Raw genomic sequence first — 20,490 nt, forward strand, 5'->3', positions numbered from 1 at the left:
TCGGCCGCGATCCATGTCATAACCAAACGTTACTCCACCGGGTATTGGAAAAATAGGCCCAAAAACTGCCGAAACGACTGGCCCAAGATGACTGACCCAAACACGTTAAATGTGCTATCCATCCAGGTGGACCGAGCCGCCGTCGCGCCAATCGGCGACCAGATCCATGCGAGCCTCCGACAGGCCATCCTCGACGGCCGGCTTGCGCCGGGACAGCGTTTGCCTTCCGGTCGGGACCTCGCCGCGCAGCTTGGCGTCGCGCGCGGCACCATCCGCGTGGCTTACGATCGCCTAATCGCCGAGAACCTGGTATTCGGTGCCGGACCCGCAGGAACGCGCGTATGTGCTCGACCGCCCACCATCGAAGCGGTCGACGACGTGCCAATCGACCGGCCTCTGGCGGCTTTCACCCGTCCATTTTCGAGCTCCCCACTGCCGTTCCAAATGGGCGTACCAGCTCACGACGCGTTTCCGGCCAAGCTCTGGGCCCGTATGCGAGCGCGAGCCGTACGCGACGACGCCATCACTGACACGGCCTACCCTGACCCGCGAGGCGAACCTATGCTGCGGGCCCAGATCGCGAGCCACCTTGCCATTAGCCGACAAATGCAATGCCAGCCTGATCAAATCATCGTCACCGGTGGATACCGTCAGGGCCTGCTTCTTGCCCTGACTGCGCTACGTGCTCACGGACGCCAGGTGTGGATCGAAGATCCGGGTTATCCGCTGGGAAGACGCGGGCTCGAGCTGATCGGCGCCGCGCTCGAACCCGTGCCCGTTGACGCCGAGGGGTTGCGCGTGGAAGATGGCATTGCCCGAGCGCCAGACGCCATGCTGGCACTGGTCACCCCAGGCCAACACGCGCCGCTAGGTGTGACCCTGTCGCGCGCACGAAGAAGCGCTTTGCTCGATTGGGCGGCGTCAAATGACGCCTGGATCATTGAAGATGACTATCTCGGCGAACTCCAGCTCGACGGTCGGGCGGCACCAGCCCTTGCCTCAGGCGCAGGCGCCGAGCGCGTGATTCACATCGGGTCGTTCAGCAAAACGCTCAGCCCGGCGCTTGGCCTCGGCTTCGTCGTCGCGCCGCGTTCGTTGGCGGAACGTCTGGTCGAGGTCGCCGCCGTGTTGGCCCCGGCTCCGAACCGGACTACGCAGTTGGCTGTTACGGAGTTTCTATCCAATGGGCACTTCCTGCGACACCTGCGGCAGATGAAGGCTCTCTATACCGAGCGCCGCAACCTCGCGCTAATGCACGTGAGCAGGTTTTTGCCGGACACGCGGACGGCTGGCCTAGGCGTGATCGCACCGCTGCAACAGACTGCGGACGACATGGCCGTGGTGCGAATCGCCCGCGCACATGGCCTCGCGCCTTCGGCGCTCTCCGCTTGGCACCTTCGCCGCGCTCACGCGCAACGTGGCTTGCTACTCAGCGTGACGAACCTACACCGCGACAACATAGACACCGCATGCGCGACGCTTGCAAGAATCGTCGCATCTCATTAAACCGTAGACCGCATATTCCTGTGCATCACGCACGCGGCGTCGGAGTCTGGTTCTCGCCGATACTGATGTCATCGGTCAGCGGCGAACTTCCGCCGACGGCCAATTTCGGTCGTTCATTCAGGGTACCGATCAGATGCCCTAAGCGAATTTTTCGGCAACCATCTCGCTATTTGAATGCAGGGGCGACATTCTTTCGTTGACGCCGAGGGGCTAATCCCTCCTCGTCAGCAATTTACTAAGCAATCGCATTGCGGAAGAAACGAAGGTTCAATAAGCCATACGAAACAGATCGCCGCTTTCGCTGCACCGGCTTTGAACCATATGCGAGGGGATTATAAAAACATGTGCAAACAGCCTGCTTTTTATTATGTTTTCCACGCAACTTGCATCCGCTCAAATTGCGTTCATACCTTCATGGTATGACGATGAATTGGTTGCATCATTCATCCATTATTTTTTTATACAGGTCGCGGAGTGATGTTCCCGATTCATCGGACAGTGGCGCTGCATTTCGCACGATGATTATGTTACCAGAGATTTCAGGTGCCTTCCTATTCCTGTCGCCACCGCGTGAGTAGCTCTGACGCATACGACCCTTCGCGCACTGTAGCCGTTACGGAGTACCCTTCTGTAAGCGAGCCCGAAGCCACGGTGTTATGCCATGAGCTCGCGTCGCATAGATGCGTCGCTGTATGAGTGACTCCTATGGGTCGAAAGCCGTCATTTGTGGGCGGCCGCTTTCGACCCAAAGCAGCCAGTCGCGAGGTGCGCTAAGGTGATGCATCGCAATGTTAACGCCTGAATTAAGTCGAACCATGAAGTGGCGACAACTTGATAATTGAATTTTTAGGCATTTGTCTGTGCACGCTTGAATGTGGCAATGTACGTTTCCTCAGGAACCGCGGGAATTTCCGCTACGATCTCTTCCAAGCGTGAATTGACTGCGAATAGTTCGTCATGTGCCTGATCGATCTCTGCGATGGTGATCTCAATGTCAGCGCGAGATCCCCGTTTGCCATAAGGGCTTGCTCCTGAGAGAGGAGTTCCATACATTCCATCATCGGTATTCCGCATCCAGTAGTAATGTGCGAACTTGTTCCGAAGCGATCTAAGCTTGTCGATCCTTCGGCTGAGCCCGGCCACTTCCTTTGCCAGTGCCTCTTGAATGAGACGGTCGCCATAGCGATGATGATGAATTTCTAATGCTTGGGCTATCGCTCGCTGTATCTGGACGGCTCCGAGGAAATCTGTGTACGTTCTTGCGAGATACTCAGGTGTGCCAAGCAACCTCCCAAGCAATATACCCAGGTAGAACTCGGCATTTGCCCATTCCGTGACGAACCGACCGATGCAGGCTTGCTGCTGAGGAGTGAGCTGCGCATACGGAGATGAGTGGCTGAATGGCATTGATGTTCAACTATAAATGGGACGTAGAGCGCGAGCATTGGTCGTCTATAAACATAGAAACGAGCCTGTCCGGATTTTTGTGGGCGAGGCGTTTTAAAAGTTGTTATCCACGCGCAGCAGTAAAGCGATCTCCGAAGAGGATAGCAAACTGGTTCATGGCGGCTTTCCAGTCGAAGGTCGCTCTCACGGACTTGGACAGCACGTTGCGCAGCGCCAGCCACAACAGCTTGATGGCCGCCTCGTCGGTCGGGAAGTGACCTCGCGTCTTGATGATCTTGCGTAGCTGCATGTTCAAGCTCTCGATGGCATTGGTCGTGTAAATCACGCGCCTGATGTCAGGCGGGAAGACGAAGGATGGCGTGACGTTCTCCCAGGCCCGCTGCCAGGCGGCGACGATCATCGGGTACTTTGCCCCCCATGGCCCGTCGGCAAACGCTTGTAGCGCCTGCTCGGCAGCCTGCGCGCTGGCGGCTGCGTAGATCGGACGCAGCGCGGCAGCCACGGCCTTGCGATCCTTCCATCCCGCGTAATCCAAGCTATTGCGGATCAGATGCACGATGCAGGTCTGCACCGTCGTGCGCGGAAACGCGGTGCCGATGGCCTCGGCCAGGCCCTTCAGGCCGTCGACGACCGCGATCAGGATGTCCTGGCACCCTCGGGTCTTGAGTTCGTTGAAGACCTTGAGCCAGAACTTGGCCCCCTCGGTCTGCTCGATCCACAGGCCCAGCACGTCGCGCTGGCCGTCGGCCTGCACGCCCAGCGCCAGGTACACCGCCTTGTTGCTGACCCCGCCGTCGTCGCGGATCTTGACCCGCAACGCGTCGAAGAACACCACCGGGTACATCGCCTCCAGCGGCCGGTTCTGCCAGGCAATCGTCTCGGCCATGACCTCGTCGGTAACCGAGCTGATGAAGTCTGGCGAAACCTCGGTGCCATAGCTCTCGGCCAGGAATGCCTGGATCTCGCGCACGCTCATGCCTCGGGCGTACATGGCGATGATCCGGTCATCAAACCCCGTAAAACGCCGTTCGTGCTTGGGGATCAGGATCGGAGCGAAGGAGCCATCTCGGTCACGGGGCAGCTCGACGCGCACTGGGCCGCGCTCGGTCAGCAGGGTCTTACCGCTGGAGCCATTGCGCTCGTTGGCCTGGCCTTCGGGCTTGTCCTCGCCTGGCCGATAGCCCAGATGCAGGTTCATCTCCGCGGCCATCGTCCGCTCGATCACTGCCTTCTGGAAGGATAGGAACAGGTCTTGAACTTCGCTGGGCGTCATCGGTCCCTTGACCAGATGATCCAGCAACTCGGCCGGGACTTCAGGCAGCGGCCCACGGGCCGCCGCCTGTGCGGCCGCTGTACGTTTCTTCTTCATCGGCATATCCATGATCTTCAATCCTCATGATATGCCCCGCACACAAAATCCCGGATAGGCCCATAGAAACCGGTCACGGTCATTGGATATTCCCTGCTTTCGCATATTGACGCAAACCCAAAAATTCTCAGAGCGGCTAATATCCACTTCTGGCCGAAAGCAGACAACAAGCCTACAGTCTTCTTGTCCCGCCGACATCAATCTCGATAGCCGCGCATAAATAGTAGAAGCCTCTTATAGGCTACCGACTCCACGAACGTACAACGCGCTCCCGAACCTCCGCATCCTCCACGCACGCCATCCTCAAAATATCCGGCAACCGCCGGCCAGTATCGAGCGACGAAACGGTTACGACTGCGGCTGCCGGGCCATATTCAAGACACTGGGCAATAAGCCGCGCCAAAGCCGACGCCTCGTGCCCGGCACTCAGGCCGTCCGGCAATAACCGCGCCGCAGCGCCGCTCAGCGCAGGTAAACCTCAACTGGAAACCAAGGGCTTCGCGTCAGGCATGGCGGTGAGAACCGGCGGCGCATAGCGGATGTCCATTTCCTCGACCAGTTCGAATACGCCGAGCAGCAGTTTCTCTTGTATCGCCAGGAACTTCGTATAGTCCGTCGTCAACACATAGGCACGCAGTTCCACCTCGATGCGCCCGATGGCGACGCCGACGCAACGGACGCGCGGCCAGCCGTCTGATTTCTCGACCATCTCCTCGGCGGCCACCAGGTCGCGCATGCGCTGCAGCAGCAAGCGGATCCGGTCGGCCGGGGTATCCACGTGCAAAGCCAGCGTGTGCACGAACAGGCATTTATTGCGCCTGGTGAAGTTCACGATCTTCATCTTGGCAAGGTCGCTGTTCGGCACGGTGACAAGCGTCCCATCGAGGGCGCGGATGCGGCTGGAGCGGGTGCCGACCATTTCCACTGACCCGCGCTCGCCGCCGAAGCTGATGACGTCGCCGATGCGGAACGGCCTGTCCGCGAACAGCGCCACGCCGCCGAACAGGTTCTCGATGGTCGACTGGGCAGCCAATGCCAGCGCGAAACCGCCGACACCGATGCCGGCGATGAGGCCGAAGGCGGGTATGCCCACCTCATTGGCGCCGTAGATCAGCATGCCCCCCGCCGAACCGATGGCGGCGATGCGCGCGGCGAGCCGGACCAGGTGCGTATCCAGGCTGTTTCCGGCAATGCGCGGGGTATTGATGACGGCTTCGGCCACCAGGAAGCAGCCGATCCATACCGCCCAGGCGGCCACCCCGTAGAACGCCGCCGTCGAAAGCAGGCTCTCGCCGGTCGCGAAGTGACCGGCCGGATTGATGTGGGCGATGACGAACCAGTCGCTGAAGAAGTAGATCGCCAGCAGCAGGGCCGGCAGCGTGAAACGCCAGGCCAGTTTCCGTACCTCGCTGCCGCGCCGCGACTGGACCCGGACCACCCGGGCCCAGATATAAGCCACCGCCAGCATCAGGACCACCACGCAGCCGATGGCGATGATCTTCCAGACCGGCGTATTGAGGTAGACCACCTTCAGGGATTCCGGGATCGCGCTGGTAAGCCAGTCCGGAATGAGCGGCCCCGTAGCATTGATGTGCTCCCGGTGGAACCAGGTATAGTGCCGCGGCTGAAGCACCGGCAGGTCCCGCACCCGCCGGTAATACTCGGCGAGATTCGCGATGCTCTCGGCGGTGAAGAGATATTCGCCCGCATTCGGGCCGCTCTCGACACGGGCGATCTGGATATCGGTGCCGGGAATGGTCCAGCGGGCGGGCAGCGGTTTTTCGCTGGCGGCGGCGCCGGGGATCGAGCCTGGGTCGATGGGCGGCAGCCGGACGAGAATGTCGGAAAGGTAGGTAAGCGCCGCGTTGCCGACCTTGACCCGGTTGGCCGATGGCACGGCGCTCAAGTCCAGGAGGCCGCGCAGGCGGTTGAACTGATACCGGATCTCGTGAAGCTTGGCGAAGCTCTTGTCGGCCGTATAGCCCGTGTACAGATCTTCAAGGCGCTTCGCGCCGGCGACCAGGGACTGATACGTTTCGCTGGGGCTGGCCCGGTTGACAGGGGCGAGCGGGTTTGCGTCTTCCGCCAGCGCGGACGAAACCGCCGCCAACTGTACGCACAGCAAGATACACACAGCCGACAATGCGCCCGCCATTGCCTCGCGGCACCTCTTCAGACTGATCACCCTGGCTCCCCTCTTTTATCGGCCGCGCTGGTCGTTGGCGCACATTCTACCGGCCGGCTTATTTCGGCCGTCGCGCCGGCGCGCGCCGCGACATTTCCGAATCCAGTATCAGCCGCCCCTGCAGCTTGCCATTGAGCTGCTTGACGAAGCCCGACGCCTCCTGCATGTGCTCGGCCATCAGCTTGCGCACCTGCTCCGCGTCGCGCGCCCGCGCGGCGGCCACGATGGCCTTGTGGACGCGGGCGTTCGCGTCGCCGAAGCGCCGCTGGGTGCGGGTGGGCGTGTCGTTCTCGAACACCGTCAGCTGCCGCAGCATTTCGTTGATCATCTGGCAGGTGAAGCGCAGGAAGGAATTGGGGTTGGCGGCCGCCAGGATGTCGTGGAAATTCAGGTCTTCGGTGCGCTGCGCGACCACGTCGCGGGTCTTGCCGGACGACGGGTCGCAACAATCGATGCTGTGTTCCAGCGCCTCGAAGTCGGCTTCGGTCAGGTGCGGCACAGCGCCCGCCGCCAGCTCCGGTTCGAGCAGCTTGCGCGCGGTGTAGATGTCGTCGATGGTCACTTCCTTGAAGAACAGGTAGTTCTGCATCAGCTGGAAGGTGCGGTTCAGCGGCACCTCGACGATCTGCCCGCCGCCCGACGGGCCGGTGCTGATCTTGATCAGGCCCTGCACTTCCAGCGACTTCAGCGCTTCGCGGATGGTGCTCTTGCTGACCGAGAACAGCTGCTGCAGCTCGCCTTCGCGCGGCAGGCGGTCGCCCGGCTTGAGGTCGCGCTCGGTGATCAGGCGCTTGATCTCCTCGGCGACCAGGTCGCCGCGCTTGGGCTTGCCGATCGCGAGGCCCAGGCCCGAGATGTCCGGTTGGCGCGTCATGTTGTCTCCTGTGGTCGATGCGGCCCGGCTGCGCGGGCAGCCAAGGGTTATACCTGATGCCCCTCGTATTGACGCGCAAATTTGCCTGCCGATATGATCGATTTCATCCTATTTATCATGATAAATAGACTCGTGTCTCGCCCCGGCGAGCGGCGGCCGCGCCGGCCGTGCTGATCCACCGCTGTTCCATGCGCGCCCCACGGGCGCGCCGCAAGGAGAATGCCTTGAAGCGTCGTGATCTCTTGAAGCTGGCCGCCGCGTCGGCCCTGCCCGGGTCGCTGGCCGGCCGCAGCGTTTTCGCGCAGGATGCCGGGCCGATCCAGTTCGGCTGTCCGGTGCCGATGTCGGGCCCGTTCGCGGCCAACGGCAAGTACGCCGACCTGGGCATGAAGCTCGCCATCGAACAGTACGGCAAGGCGCTGGGGCGGCCGCTGGCCTATACGCTGCTGGACACGGAAGGCAAGCCGGCCACGGCGGTGCGCAAGGTGCAGGAACTGGCGCAGCAGAAAGGCGCGCGGTTCTTCGCCGGCGGCATCCTCTCGTCCGAGTCGCTGGGCATGGGCAAGCAGGTGGAAAAAACCGGCGGGGTCTTCATCACCACCGCCGGCGCCGACGAGATCACCGGCAAGGACTGCAACCGCGCCACGTTCCGCTGGTCGGTGCCGACCTATGGCGCCATCGAGCGCACGGTGCGCCCGCTGATCGAGTCCCTGCCCCAGGCCAAGCGCTGGTACACCATCACGCCCCAGTATGTGTTCGGCGACGGCCTGCTGTCGGCCGCCAAGCGCATTTTCGAGGAAAAGGGCATCGAGCACGTCGGCAACAGCTACCACTCGCTGACCGAGAAAGAGTTCAGCGGCTACCTGACCAACGCCATGGCGGCCCGGCCGGACGTGCTGCTGCTGCTGAACTTCGGCTCGCAGTCGTCCGACGCGCTGCGGCAGGCGGCCAATTTCGGCATGAAGCAGAACACCACCATCCTGATGGCCTGGGCCTCTGGCCTGGAGCAGTTCGAGTCGCTCGGCGCCGACCTGTGCGAGGGGGTGTATTTTGGCGCGCAGTACTGGCATGCCATCGACGCGCCGCTCAACCATGAGCTGGTCAAGCGCTGCGCCGACAAGTTCAAGGCCAACCCCAACTACAGCCTGGCCGGCTCGTACATCTGCACCAAGATCCTGATCGACGCCATCATCAAGGCCGGCACCGACGACCCGGCCAAGGTGGTCGCCGTGATGGAAGGCATGCAGTACGACGGCCTGACCGGGCCGGAGGAGATCCGCCAGGGGGATCACCAGGTGCTGAAGAACTATTACTTGCTCAAGGGCAAGGCCAAGGCGGCCATGAAGGCGGCCGACGACTATGCCGACATCCTGAGCTTCGGCAAGTCGTTCCTGCCGGTCGAGCAGACGGGCTGCAAGCTCTGATCCCGCCCGCGGCGGCCGCCGGCCGCCGCGCCTTTCCTCGACCGGGAGCGCCCGCCTCGCCCATGAATGTCTACCTGCTGCAGATCATCAACGGCCTCGGCATCGGGATGCTGTACTTCCTGCTGGCCGTGGGGCTGTCCATTGTTTTCGGGCTGCTGCGCTTCGTCAATTTCGCGCACGGCGCGTTCTACCTGCTGGGCGCCTACTTCTGCTTCCAGGCGCTGGCCTGGGGCCTGAATTTCTGGGTCGCGCTGGCGGTCGTGCCGGTGATCGTCGGCCTGCTGGGCTGGCTGGCCGAGCGCATCCTGCTGCGGCACGTGTACGACCAGCCGCACGAGTTCCACATTCTCATCACGGTCGGACTGGCGCTGGTGTTGCAAGAGGCGGTCATCCTGGTGTGGGGGCCGCTGGGCGACAACGTCGCCACCCCCGCCGGCCTGCAGGGCGTGGTGATGTGGGGCGGCTTCATCTATCCCAAGTACCGGCTGTTCCTGATCGGTTTCACGGCGGTGTTCGCGCTGCTGTTGTGGTGGGTGCTGGAAGGCACGCGCCTGGGCAGCGCGGTGCGCGCCGGCAGCGAGTCGACCGAGATGGTGTCGCTGCTGGGCATCAATGTGTTCCGCGTGTTCAGCCTGGTGTTCGCGCTGGGCGCGGCCACCGCGGCGCTGGCCGGAGTGCTGGCCGCGCCGGTGCGCGGCGTCGACCCGTTCATGGCGCTGGAGGCACTGGGCATCGCGTTCGTCATCGTGGTGGTGGGCGGCATGGGCAGTTTCGGCGGTGCGCTGATCGGCGGCCTGCTGATCGGCGTGGTGCAGAGCGTGATGAGCACGCTGTGGCCGGAAGGCGCGCGCCTGATGATCTACATCGCCATGGCCGCCGTGCTGCTGCTGCGTCCGCATGGCCTGCTGGGGAGAGGATGATGGACTGGCTCGCGCGACACCTCACCCTGCTGCTGGCGGCGGCCGTGACGCTGGCCCTGCCGCTGGTCATGACGTCCGGCTCGCTGGCCACCGAAGTGCTGATCTACGCCCTGGCGGTGCTGGGCTGCAACCTGCTGCTGGGCTATACCGGCCTGCTGTCCTTCGGCCAGGGGATTTTCTTCGGCATTGGCAGCTACGCCGCCGGCATCCTGCTGACGCGCACCGGCCTGCCGCTGCTGCCCACCCTGCTGCTGACGATTGTGGCCGGCGCGCTGGTGGCCGCCGCGGTGGGCTGGTTCGCGATCCGCCAGCGCGGCGCGTATTTCGTGATGCTGACGCTGGCCTTCGCGCAGATGTTCTACTTCCTGGCGTACAGCCTGCCCGACTGGACCGGCGGCGACAACGGTCTGCTCGATATTCCCCGGCCGGCGCCGTCGCTGCTGGGCCTGACGCTGATGCCGCTGGATTCGCCCTGGCAGTTCTACGGTTTCGTGGCGATCTGCTTCCTGCTGGTGTTCTGGCTGCTGCAGCGGGTGACCGATTCGGTGTTCGGCCGCACGCTGCTGGCCATCCGCGAGAACGAGGCGCGCGCCATGGCGGTGGGCTACAACACGCGCCTGTTCAAGCTGGCGGTGTTCGCGCTGTCGGGCGCGGTGACCGCGCTGGCCGGCGCCTTCCATGCCCTGATGACGGGCATCGCGCCACTGTCGAATATCGAATACCACGCCAGCGAGATGATCCTGGTCATGACGGTCATCGGCGGCACCGGCAACCTGTTCGCCTCGCTGCTGGGCGCGGCGTTCTACGTGCTGATGGCCGACTGGCTGTCGGCGCTGTGGCCGCGCTGGCTGTTGCTGCTGGGCATGCTGCTGATCGCGGTGAGCCTGTTCATGCACAAGGGGCTGTGGGGCCTGGGCGTGCGCCTGTGGCAGGCGTTGCGGCGCGACGGCGCCGCGCGGGCCGAGGGGGCCGAATCGTGAGCCGCGCCGTCCCGCCCATTCTGCAAGCCACCGGCGTGGTCAAGCGCTACGGCAAGTTCACCGCGCTGGCGGGCGTGGATCTGGCCGTGCTGCCGCGCACCGTGCATTCGGTGATCGGCCCCAACGGCGCCGGCAAGACCACGCTGTTCCACATGCTGACCGGCACCGTGCCGGTCAGCGAGGGCCGCATCGTCTTCAACGGCCGCGACGTCACCCATGCGCCGGACCACGTGCGAGTGCGCCACGGCATCGCCCGCTCGTTCCAGGTGACCAGCCTGTTCAATAACCTGAGCGTGCGCGAGAACCTGCGGCTGGCCGTGCAGGGCGCGCACCCGTCCGGCGCCTTCGACGCCTGGCGCCGCCCGGACGGCCCGCGCGCGCATGCCGAACTGGTCGACGGCATCCTGGAAAAGCTGGGCCTGCAGCGGCGCGCCGACAGCGCCGCGGCGGCGCTGTCGCACGGCCAGCAGCGCCGGCTGGAGGTCGGCATGGCGCTGGCGGCGCGGCCCCAGGCGATCTTCCTGGACGAGCCCACCTCCGGCATGGGCATCGACGACCTGGACGACATGAAGCAGTTGATCCGCGCGCTGGCGGCCGACTACACGGTGGTGCTGATCGAGCACAACATGAACATCGTGATGGATATCTCCGACACGGTGACGGTGATGCAGCAGGGCCGCGTGCTGGTCGAGGGCAAGCCCGGCGAGATCCGCAACGATCCCCGGGTGCGGGCCGCGTACCTGGGCAACATGATCACCGGAGGCGGCCAATGACGCTGCGACTGGAACAGGTGCACAGCTGCTACGGCAAGAGCCACATCCTGCAGGGCGTGACGATGTCGGTGGGCGAAGGCGAGCTGGTGACGCTGCTGGGCCGCAATGGCGCGGGCAAATCCACCACGCTCAAGACCATCGCCGGCCTGCTGGCGCCGACCCAGGGCGCCATCACCTTCCGCGACCGGGCCATCGGCGGCCTGCCGGCCCACAAGGTGGCGGCGGGCGGCGTGTGCCTGGTGCCCGAGCATCGCGGCATTTTCAAGCTGCTGACGGTGGAAGAGAACCTGAAGCTGGCCGCGCGCCGCGACTCGCCGTGGCAGCTGGACGACATCTACCGCATCTTCCCGCGCCTGAAAGAGCGGCGCCGCAACGGCGGCGGGCAATTGTCGGGCGGCGAACAGCAGATGCTGTCGATCGGCCGCGCCCTGATGAACCACCCGCGCCTGCTGATGCTGGACGAACCGGTGGAAGGCCTGGCGCCGGTCATCGTCGAGGAGATCGTCGCGCAGCTCAAGCTGATCCGCCAGCAGGGCATCGCCATTCTGCTGGTGGAGCAGAACCTGGAGGTCTGCACGCAATTGGCCGACCGGCACTACATTATTGAGCAGGGCACCATCGTGTTCGAAGGCGACAACGAAGCCTTCCGGCGCGACGACGCCATCAAGGACCGCTATCTGAGCGTGGGCGTCTAGGGCCTGCGGGCCCGTCACATTATTAGGAGCAATCATGGACACGCGCCAAACTTCCGCCACCGCCGCGCTGCGCATCGACGGCCGGCGCCTGTGGGATTCCCTGATGGAGCTGGCCCGCATCGGCGCCACCGACAAAGGCGGCGTGTGCCGGCTGGCGCTGACCGACCTGGACCGCCAGGGCCGCGACCTGGTCGTGTCCTGGGCCCGCGAACTGGGCTGCGCGGTGCGGGTGGACGCCATCGGCAACATATTCATGCGCCGCCCCGGCCGCCGCGACGACCTGCCGCCGGTGATGACCGGCAGCCACCTGGACACGCAGCCGACCGGCGGCAAGTTCGACGGCAACTTCGGCGTGCTGGCCGGCATCGAGGTGCTGCGCACCCTGCACGACCACGGCATCGTCACCGAGGCGCCGCTGGAGGTGGCGGTCTGGACCAACGAAGAAGGCTCGCGTTTCGTGCCGGTGATGATGGGCTCCGGCGTGTTCGCCGGCGCGTTCACGCTGGAACACGCGCTGGCCCAGCGCGACCGCGACGGCACCTCGGTGGGCGACGCGCTGCGCGCCATCGGCTACGCCGGCAGCGAGCCGGCCGGGCAGACCGCGGTGGGCGCCTACTTCGAGGCGCACATCGAGCAGGGCCCGGTGCTGGAAGCCCACGACACGGTCATCGGCGTGGTCCAGGGCGCGCTGGGCCAGCGCTGGTACGACATCACGGTCACCGGCATGGAGGCCCACGCCGGCCCCACGCCCATGGAGCTGCGCCGCGATGCGCTGCTGGGGGCCGCCGAGCTGGTCCGCCTGGTCAACCGCATTGCGCTCGACCACGCGCCGCACGGGCGCGGCACCGTGGGCTGGGTCGAGAACTACCCCAACTCGCGCAACGTGATCCCCGGCCGCGTGCGCCTGACCGTGGATATGCGCGCGGCCGACGACGCCACCCTGTCGGCCATGGACCGCGCGCTGCGCGACGGCTGCGCGGCGGCGGCCCAAGGGCTCGACGTGCAGGTCGAACAAGTGGTGTACTTCCCGCCGCAGCCGTTCGACCCGGCCCTGGTCGGCGCGGTGCGCGACGGCGCCGCGGCGCTGGGCCTGTCGGCCATGGACGTCATCAGCGGCGCCGGCCACGACGCCGTCTACATGGCGCGCGTGGCGCCCACCGCCATGATCTTCGTGCCCTGCAAGGACGGCATCAGCCACAACGAGATCGAGGACGCCCGCCCCGACCACCTGGAGGCAGGCTGCAATGTCCTGCTGCACGCCATGCTGCGCCGCGCCGCGTAGCGCCCACTGGAAGCATCCCGCATGAAAGTCCTGATCGCCCGCCTGAACCACGAGACCAATACTTTTTCGCCGGTGCCCACGCCCTTGTCGTCGTTCGGCGACGGCGGCCCCCAGTACGACGAGGCGGCCTACCGCGCCAACAAGGGCCAGCGCACCGCCATGTCGGCCTTCATCGACCTGGCCGAGGCGCGCGGCGCGACGCTGGCCACGCCGGTGTCGGGCTGGGCCTACCCCAGCGGCCCGGTGGCAGCCGCGGCCTACGACGAAATGTGCGACCGCATCGTGGCGGCCGCGCCGGGCTGCGACGCGATCCTGCTGGACCTGCACGGCGCCATGGTGGCGGAACACCGCGACGACGGCGAAGGCAGCCTGTTGGCGCGCGTGCGCGCCGCCGCGCCGGGCGTGCCTATCGGCGTGGCGCTGGACCTGCACGGCAACGTCACGCAGGCCATGATCGACAATGCCGACGTGATCGTCGCCTTCAAGACCTATCCCCACGTGGACATGTACGAGACCGGCGAGCACGCCGGACGGCTGCTGTTCGGCATGCTGGAAGGCGGCTGCAGGCCGGTCATGGCATGGCGGCGCCTGCCGCTGATCACGCACACGCTGCGCTCGGCGACCGACCAGGGCGCCATGCAGGCGGCGGTCGAGGCGGCGCGCCGCCTCGAACAGCAAGGCCTGCTGGCGGTATCGGTGCTGGCGGGCTTCGGCCTGGCCGACATTGCCCACCCTTGCATCAGCGTGATCGCGGTGGCCGACGGCGACGCGGCGGCGGCCGACCGCGCCGCGGCCGACGTGGCGGCGCAGATCTGGCGCGACCGCGACGGCTTCGTGTACCGCAGCGAGCCGCTGGCGGATTCGCTGGCGCGCGCCCGCGAGCTGGCCGCCGGCCAGGACCGCCCGGTGCTGCTGCTGGATCACGGCGACAACTGCAACTCCGGCGGCACCTGCGACACCACCGCGGTGCTGGAGGCGGCCCTGGCGGCGGGCATGGACGACATCCTGGCCGGCCCGCTGTGCGACCCCGAGGCCGTGGCGCGGCTGATCGCCGCCGGCGTCGGCGCGCGCGTGACGGTGGAAGTCGGCAACAAGCGCTCGCTGGCCCACCTGGGCATCCACGCGCGCCCGGTCGCGCTGACCGGCGTGGTGCGCGCCATCACCGACGGCCAGTACCGCATCAGCGGCCCGACCTACACCGGCATGCTGTGCCAGATGGGCCGCAGCGTGGTGCTGGACACCGGCGCGGTGCGCCTGGTGCTCAACGAGCACCCGCACGAGCCCTGGGACCTGGGCGTGTTCGAGAGCGTCGGCCAGGACCCGCGCCGCGCCCGCTACCTGCTGCTGAAGTCGCGCATGTACTGCCGCCCGGTGTTCGTGCCGATCTCGGCCGGCCTGGTGGAATGCGACAGCCCGGGCCCGACCACGTCGGACTACGACGTTTATCCGTATCGCAAGCGCGCGCGGCCGCTGTACCCGCTGGAAGCGGCCGAGTATGACGGCCGCTAGCGCCGCCCCGGACTACGCCGCGCCGGCGTAGCCGTTCTGGCGCCATGCCTCGAACACGGTGACCGCCACCGCGTTCGACAGGTTCAGGCTGCGCTGGCCCTCGCGCATGGGCAGGCGCAGCCGCTGCTGGGGCGCGAACAGGGCCATGTGTTCGTCGGACAGCCCGGCCGTTTCGCGGCCGAACACGAACACGTCGCCGGGCTGGAACGCCACGTCGCCGACATGGCGCTGCGCGCGCGTGGTCAGCGCGTAGATGTGGCCGGCCGGCGCCGCCGTGGCGGCCAGCGCCGCCTCGAGCGTGTCGTGCACCTGCACCGGCTGCCATTCGTGATAGTCGAGCCCGGCGCGGCGCAGGCGCGCGTCGTCGAGCTCGAAACCGAGCGGACGCACCAGGTGCAGTTGCGCGCCTGTATTGGCGCACAGGCGGATGGCATTGCCCGTATTGGGCGGGATCTCGGGACAGACGAGCACGACGTGGAACATGGCGTTTTCCTGGCGCGCCGGGGCCAGGCCGGCGCAATGACGACCGCTATTGTGCCAGGGGCGTGCGCGCCGCCACCAGGACGATCACCTCGGCGGCGCCGGCCCGCAGCAGGGCGCGGGCGGCGGCGTCGACGGTGCTGCCGGTGGTCATGACGTCGTCGACCAGCCCGACGGGCAGCCCGGCCAGCGGCGCGACACATTCGAACAGGCCCTGCGCGCCGCGGCGGCGCGCCTGGCGGGTGCCGGCGGCCTGGCGCGGGCCCTCACGCAGGCGCCGCAAGGCGCCGCGCCGCAGCGGCAGGCCGAGCCGGTCGGCCAGGCCGGCGGCCAACTCGGCGGCGGGGTTGATGCCGCGGCGCAGCAAGGAGGCGCGGCTGGCCGGAATCGGCACCAGCACCGTGCCCGCCGCCAGCGGCGCGGCGCGCGCCGCCGCGTCGGCCAGCAGGCAGGCCAGCGCGGTGCTCAGGCCATGGCGCCGCTCACCCTTGTAGCGTCCGATCAGGCTGTCGAACGGCGGTTCGTAGTCGAACGCGGCGATGGTGCGCGCAAACGCCGGCGCGGCCGGCGCGCAATCGGGGCACGGGCCGCCGCGCGGCGCCAGCCGCAGGGCGCAGCGGCCGCAGCGGCGGCCGCCGGCGCGCATGGTATGGACGATATCGGCGGCGCAGCCATGGCACAGCAGGCCGCCGGCCGCGGCCCCGCCGCACAGCGGGCAATCGGACGGCAGGTGCGCCACCACCCGCCGGACGGCGGCGCGCAGCGGGAAGAGAAAACGCGGATCGGCAATAATGGACGGCATGGCGGCCCGTGCAAGATGGCGCGGGCCGATATCACAGCACGCTTTTGCAGCGCCGCCGCCCGGCGGCGCGACCTTCATGTCCCAGTCCGCTCCCGCCACGCCCCCCACCCTGCCCCTGGTTCCCGCTCACGTCGTACAGCAGTTCGCGCGGCGCGGCGACCTGGCCGAGGCGCAGTTCCTCTATGGCGAAGTCGCCCGCCGCATGCTGGGCCGCCTGCAGTACATCCGCCTGCGCCCGGCGGCCATGCTGGACGCGGGCTGCGGCGCCGGCGACAACCTGCCGCTGCTGCGGGAACGCTACCCGGAAGCCGCCTACCTGGGGCTGGATGCCTGCGAGCCGCTGCTGGCGCATGCCCGCAAGCGCCATGCGGAGGGCGGCGTGGCGCAATGGCTGGGCAAGCTGGTGGGGCGCGGCGGCGACGGCCCGCGCTTCGTGCGGGGCGACCTGGCCGACACGGGGCTGGCGGCGGAATCGCTCGACCTGGTGTGGTCCAACCTGGCCCTGCACTGGCACCCCGAGCCGCATGCAGCGCTGGCAGAATGGCGCCGCGTGCTCAAGGTCGGCGGGCTGGCGATGTTCTCCTGTCTGGGGCCGGGCACCCTGCGCGAACTGCGCCAGGCGGTGGACGATGCCGGCCTGCGCACCGCCACGCCCTCGTTCGTGGACATGCACGATTTCGGCGACCTGCTGGTCGAAAACGGCTTTGCCGACCCGGTGATGGACCAGGAAACCCTGACCCTGACGTACCGCAGCCCGCAACGGCTGCTGGAAGACGTGCGCGCCCTGGGCGGCAACCCGGCCCGCGACCGGCGCCGGGGGCTGGCCGGCCGCGCCTGGCGCGACCGCCTGTGCGCCGCGCTGGAAGCGCAGCGCAATGCCGACGGAGTGATTCCGCTGAGTATCGAGGTGGCCTACGGCCATGCCTGGCGCGCCGCCGCCCGCCGCGCCGCGCCGGGCGAAACGCGCCTGTCGGTCAGCGCCATCGGCGGCCGCCGCGCGGGCTAGGCGTCAGTGCAGGCGGTCGGGCCGCCAGCCCGGCACCCCGACTTCGGGCGTGGCCAGGGCCTGCACCCCGCCGTGCACCGGCTCGGAGGTGGCGCGGATGCGGCGGCGCGGCACTTCGGCCGGCGGCGCAACCTCGCCTTCGCCGCGCCAGGCGCGGGTCATGGAATCCACCACCAGCGGCAGGTCGCGCACCCGGTGGAACTGGCTGCGCAGCCAGCGCGCGTCGTTGCCGTTGCGGATCGACTCGTCGCGCAGGGCCGCCAGCATGTCGCCGGTACCCAGTTCGTCGGCGATCGGCAGCAGGCGCTGGAACAGGCCGCGCAGGTGGTCGATGAGCCGCAGGCGCTGGCCGTCGGGCGTGACGTAGCTGCCCTGCAGGCCGAACCGGCACGCCTGGAAATGGTTGCTGCGATAGGCCAGCCAGGCCGTCTGCGGCGGCTCGGGCTCGCGCGACACCAGCACCGCCAGCGCCTGGGCGAACGCCGCCAGCTGGCAGGCGCGCTCGACCGTCAGGGGCGTGTCGCAGACGCGGATCTCGACCGTGCCGAATTCGGGCTTGGGCCGGATGTCCCAGTACAGGTCCTTGATGCTCTCGGCCAGGCCGCTGGCGCGCAATTGCGCCATGTGGGCCTCGAAGCGGTACCAGTCGGTGACCTCGGCCGGCAGGTGGCCGGCCAGCGGGAAGCTGCTGACGGCGTTCAGGCGGCAGCACGAGAACAGCGTGTCGACCCCTTCGTAATAGGGCGAGGACGCGGACAGGGCGATGAAATGCGGCACATAGGGCGACAGGCCGCGCACCATGCGCACGGCGGCGTCGCCGGACGGCACGCCCAGGTGGATGTGCTGGCCGAACACGGTGAACTGGCGCGCCAGGTAGCCGTACATTTCGGCCAGGTACTGGAAGCGCGGGGAATCCGAGATGGCGCGCTCCTGCCAGCGCATGAAGGGGTGCGCCCCGCCGCCGGCCACCGCCACGCCGACCGCGTCGGCCGCTTCGCACAGCGCGTCGCGCATTTCGCGCATTTCGGCCAGCAGGCCCATGGGGTGCTCGTGCACCGAGGAATTCAGTTCGATCATGGACCGGGTGATTTCTGGCTTGACCCGGTCTGCGATGGGGTGGTTCGCCATCTGGGCGAGCAGTTCGTCGGCGGCTGCGGCCAAGTCGAAACTGCGCGGATTGATGAGCTGCAGTTCGAGCTCGATGCCTAGCGTGTTGGGGGCGGACGAATTGAACGGGATCTGTTCCATCTCCGACTCCTTCCATGTATGTTGGTAGGGGCGCACCGTTCGGCCTTGAAGCCCGGCAGCTTCCCGGGGGGCACTCGATGGTGTCTTATGTCTGCATGATAGCCGCAACTTTATGTCGGGAAGAATCAAAATCGTGACATTTGTGCGCAACTTCAAGAATCAATGAGTTTTTGTCTGTGACGACAAAGTGAGTAAACGCTCACAGCCTAGCAATGGCGCGGGTCGTGGGCGGACGCCCGGCGCAAGGCCCCGGAAAATGGGCCATTGGCGAGGGCAAGGGATTACCCTAAATAGGGTAATCCCTTATATTTTGCCGGCGCCGGCTGACCGAATCGTGACAGAATCCGGCGCCGTTCGGGCTACTTGAACGCCGCGGCCGGGTCGCCGCCGGCGCCGCCGTAGATGCCGCCGCCATACGAGCCCTCGATCTCGATCTTGACCGTGCTGGGATCGACGGTGGACTGGCCAGCCTTGTAGTGCATGACCAGGCCGGGGAACAGCATGACCGCGGCCACCATCAGCAGCTGGATCACGATGAACGGCACCGAGCCCCAGTAGATCTGGCCGGTGGTCACCGGCTCGATGCGCTGGCCGGTGACCTTGTCGCGGTAGGCGTCCTTGGGCGCGACCGAGCGCAGGTAGAACAGCGCGAAGCCGAACGGCGGGTGCATGAACGAGGTCTGCATGTTCACCGCCAGCAGCACCCCGAACCAGATCAGGTCGATGCCCATCTTGTCGGCCACCGGCCCCAGCAGCGGCACGATGATGAACGCCAGCTCGAAGAAGTCCAGGAAGAACGCCAGCACGAAGGTCAGCACGCTGACCACGATCAGGAACCCCCACTCCCCGCCCGGCACGCTGGTCAGCAGGTGCTCGACCCACAGGTCGCCGCTCACGCCCCGGAAGGTCAGCCCGAACACCGTCGAGCCCACCAGGATGAACACCACGAAGCACGACAGCTTGGTGGTCGTGTCCATCGCCTGGCGCAGCAGGTCCAGCGTCAGCCGCCGGCGGATCAGCGCCATCACGATCGCGCCCACCGCCCCCATCGCCCCACCCTCGGTCGGCGTGGCGATGCCGATGAAGATCGTGCCCAGCACCAGGAAGATCAGAAACAGCGGCGGGATCATCACGAAGGTCACCCGCTCGGCCAGCGCCGACAGCATGTTCAACCGGAACAGCTTGTTGACGATGGCGATCACGAAGGCCGTCAGCCCCCACAGCAGCAGGCTGAGCACCACCTTCTCGTCGACCGGCGCGTCGGCCTTCTCGATCCACTGCGTGATCAGGTAGGCCGACAGCGCCGAGACCAGCATCAGCACCAGCAGCGAGCGCCCCCCGCGCGAGCCGTTCGGCTCGCGGAAGGCCCGCGCCTCCTCGGGCAGCGCCGGCGCCGACGACGGCTTGAGCACCGACATCACCACGATGTACAGGATGTACGCCCCGGCCAGCAGGAACCCCGGCAGCATCGCCCCGCGGTACATGTCGCCGATCGAGCGGCCCAGCTGGTCGGCCAGGATGATCAGCACCAGCGACGGCGGGATGATCTGCGACAGCGTGCCCGAGGCGGCGATCACCCCCGTGGCCAGCCGCCGGTCGTAGCCGTAGCGCAGCATGATCGGCAGCGAGATCAGCCCCATGGAGATCACCGAGGCCGACACCACCCCGGTCGTCGCCGCCAGCATCGCGCCCACCACCACCACCGCGATGGCCAGGCCCCCGCGCAGCGGCCCGAACACCTGCCCGATCGTCTCGAGCAGGTCCTCGGCCATGCCCGAGCGCTCCAGCACCAGCCCCATCAGCGTGAAGAACGGCACCGCCAGCAGCGTGTCGTTGGCCACGATCCCGAACACCCGCTGCGGCAGCGCCTGGAACAGCGAGGCGTTGAACAGCCCCAGCTCCATGCCCACCAGCCCGTACAGGATCCCGTTGGCCGCCAGCGCGAACGCCACCGGAAAGCCCAGCAGCAGGAACACCACCAGCGTGCCGAACATGATCGGCGCCAGGTTGGCTAGAAAGAATTCCATCAT

17 protein-coding genes are annotated in these 20,490 nt (G+C 66.7%); 9 read left to right on the forward strand and 8 right to left on the reverse strand.

Going from position 1 to position 20,490, the window contains the following annotated elements:
* Nucleotides 1-87: 87 nt before the first annotated feature.
* The gene (locus CAL24_RS22255; protein ID WP_094807958.1) at nt 88-1,506 is read left to right on the forward strand and encodes a PLP-dependent aminotransferase family protein; all 1,419 of its coding nucleotides are present in this window, start codon (nt 88-90) and stop codon (nt 1,504-1,506) included.
* Nucleotides 1,507-2,352: 846 nt separating this feature from the next.
* On the opposite strand, the gene CAL24_RS24090 is transcribed toward CAL24_RS22255, so the two are convergent.
* The 4 genes from CAL24_RS24090 to CAL24_RS22270 form a co-directional block, all read right to left on the reverse strand.
* On the reverse strand, nt 2,353-2,913 hold the full coding sequence (locus tag CAL24_RS24090) for a hypothetical protein (RefSeq protein WP_141218105.1): 561 nt from the start codon (nt 2,911-2,913) through the stop codon (nt 2,353-2,355).
* A gap of 103 nt (nt 2,914-3,016) precedes the next feature.
* Nucleotides 3,017-4,288: an IS256 family transposase gene (locus tag CAL24_RS22260; RefSeq protein WP_141218112.1), complete on the reverse strand. Its 1,272-nt coding sequence runs from the start codon at nt 4,286-4,288 to the stop codon at nt 3,017-3,019.
* A 472-nt stretch (nt 4,289-4,760) separates the two neighbouring features.
* On the reverse strand, nt 4,761-6,467 hold the full coding sequence (locus CAL24_RS22265) for a mechanosensitive ion channel family protein (RefSeq protein ID WP_141218107.1): 1,707 nt from the start codon (nt 6,465-6,467) through the stop codon (nt 4,761-4,763).
* Nucleotides 6,468-6,525: 58 nt separating this feature from the next.
* Nucleotides 6,526-7,341, reverse strand: a complete 816-nt coding sequence (locus CAL24_RS22270; protein ID WP_028355233.1) for a FadR/GntR family transcriptional regulator — start codon at nt 7,339-7,341, stop codon at nt 6,526-6,528.
* A 224-nt stretch (nt 7,342-7,565) separates the two neighbouring features.
* Here CAL24_RS22270 and CAL24_RS22275 point away from each other — a divergent pair, with 224 nt between their 5' ends.
* From CAL24_RS22275 to CAL24_RS22305, 7 genes are all read left to right on the forward strand, one after another.
* The gene (locus tag CAL24_RS22275) at nt 7,566-8,765 is read left to right on the forward strand and encodes an ABC transporter substrate-binding protein (RefSeq protein ID WP_028355234.1); all 1,200 of its coding nucleotides are present in this window, start codon (nt 7,566-7,568) and stop codon (nt 8,763-8,765) included.
* Between the two features lie 62 nt (nt 8,766-8,827).
* The gene (locus CAL24_RS22280) at nt 8,828-9,685 is read left to right on the forward strand and encodes a branched-chain amino acid ABC transporter permease (RefSeq protein ID WP_094807960.1); all 858 of its coding nucleotides are present in this window, start codon (nt 8,828-8,830) and stop codon (nt 9,683-9,685) included.
* Nucleotides 9,682-10,665 carry a branched-chain amino acid ABC transporter permease gene (locus CAL24_RS22285; RefSeq protein WP_051439502.1) on the forward strand — a complete coding sequence of 328 codons (984 nt, stop codon included), beginning with the start codon at nt 9,682-9,684 and terminating at the stop codon, nt 10,663-10,665. The genes CAL24_RS22280 and CAL24_RS22285 overlap by 4 nt, the downstream gene beginning before the upstream one ends.
* Nucleotides 10,662-11,438: an ABC transporter ATP-binding protein gene (locus CAL24_RS22290; RefSeq protein WP_094807961.1), complete on the forward strand. Its 777-nt coding sequence runs from the start codon at nt 10,662-10,664 to the stop codon at nt 11,436-11,438. The genes CAL24_RS22285 and CAL24_RS22290 overlap by 4 nt, the downstream gene beginning before the upstream one ends.
* A complete protein-coding gene (locus CAL24_RS22295; protein WP_094807962.1) occupies nt 11,435-12,133 on the forward strand; it encodes an ABC transporter ATP-binding protein in 699 nt (232 codons plus the stop codon). The genes CAL24_RS22290 and CAL24_RS22295 overlap by 4 nt, the downstream gene beginning before the upstream one ends.
* Before the next feature lie 34 nt (nt 12,134-12,167).
* Nucleotides 12,168-13,415: a Zn-dependent hydrolase gene (locus CAL24_RS22300; RefSeq protein WP_094807963.1), complete on the forward strand. Its 1,248-nt coding sequence runs from the start codon at nt 12,168-12,170 to the stop codon at nt 13,413-13,415.
* A 21-nt stretch (nt 13,416-13,436) separates the two neighbouring features.
* Entirely contained in the window at nt 13,437-14,924 is a 1,488-nt protein-coding gene (locus CAL24_RS22305) for a M81 family metallopeptidase (protein WP_028355239.1), read from the forward strand.
* Between the two features lie 12 nt (nt 14,925-14,936).
* Here CAL24_RS22305 and CAL24_RS22310 read toward each other — a convergent pair whose 3' ends face one another.
* Both CAL24_RS22310 and CAL24_RS22315 read right to left on the reverse strand, forming a co-directional pair.
* Nucleotides 14,937-15,407 (reverse strand): tRNA (cytidine(34)-2'-O)-methyltransferase, encoded by a 471-nt coding sequence (locus tag CAL24_RS22310; RefSeq protein ID WP_094807964.1) that lies wholly within the window; start codon nt 15,405-15,407, stop codon nt 14,937-14,939.
* A 46-nt stretch (nt 15,408-15,453) separates the two neighbouring features.
* Nucleotides 15,454-16,206 (reverse strand): phosphoribosyltransferase family protein, encoded by a 753-nt coding sequence (locus CAL24_RS22315; RefSeq protein ID WP_094807965.1) that lies wholly within the window; start codon nt 16,204-16,206, stop codon nt 15,454-15,456.
* A gap of 76 nt (nt 16,207-16,282) precedes the next feature.
* Here CAL24_RS22315 and CAL24_RS22320 point away from each other — a divergent pair, with 76 nt between their 5' ends.
* Complete coding sequence (locus CAL24_RS22320; RefSeq protein ID WP_094807966.1) at nt 16,283-17,212, forward strand: methyltransferase domain-containing protein; 930 nt, start codon at nt 16,283-16,285, stop codon at nt 17,210-17,212.
* A 3-nt stretch (nt 17,213-17,215) separates the two neighbouring features.
* On the opposite strand, the gene CAL24_RS22325 is transcribed toward CAL24_RS22320, so the two are convergent.
* Together CAL24_RS22325 and CAL24_RS22330 are read right to left on the reverse strand one after the other, a co-directional pair.
* Nucleotides 17,216-18,460 (reverse strand): YbdK family carboxylate-amine ligase, encoded by a 1,245-nt coding sequence (locus CAL24_RS22325; protein ID WP_028355243.1) that lies wholly within the window; start codon nt 18,458-18,460, stop codon nt 17,216-17,218.
* A 359-nt stretch (nt 18,461-18,819) separates the two neighbouring features.
* Nucleotides 18,820-20,487, reverse strand: coding sequence for a TRAP transporter large permease (locus CAL24_RS22330; protein ID WP_094808117.1), 1,668 nt, complete (start codon nt 20,485-20,487; stop codon nt 18,820-18,822).
* Nucleotides 20,488-20,490: the final 3 nt, after the last annotated feature.

It is taken from the genome of Bordetella genomosp. 2 (assembly GCF_002261345.1).
GTDB lineage: Bacteria > Pseudomonadota > Gammaproteobacteria > Burkholderiales > Burkholderiaceae_B > Bordetella_A.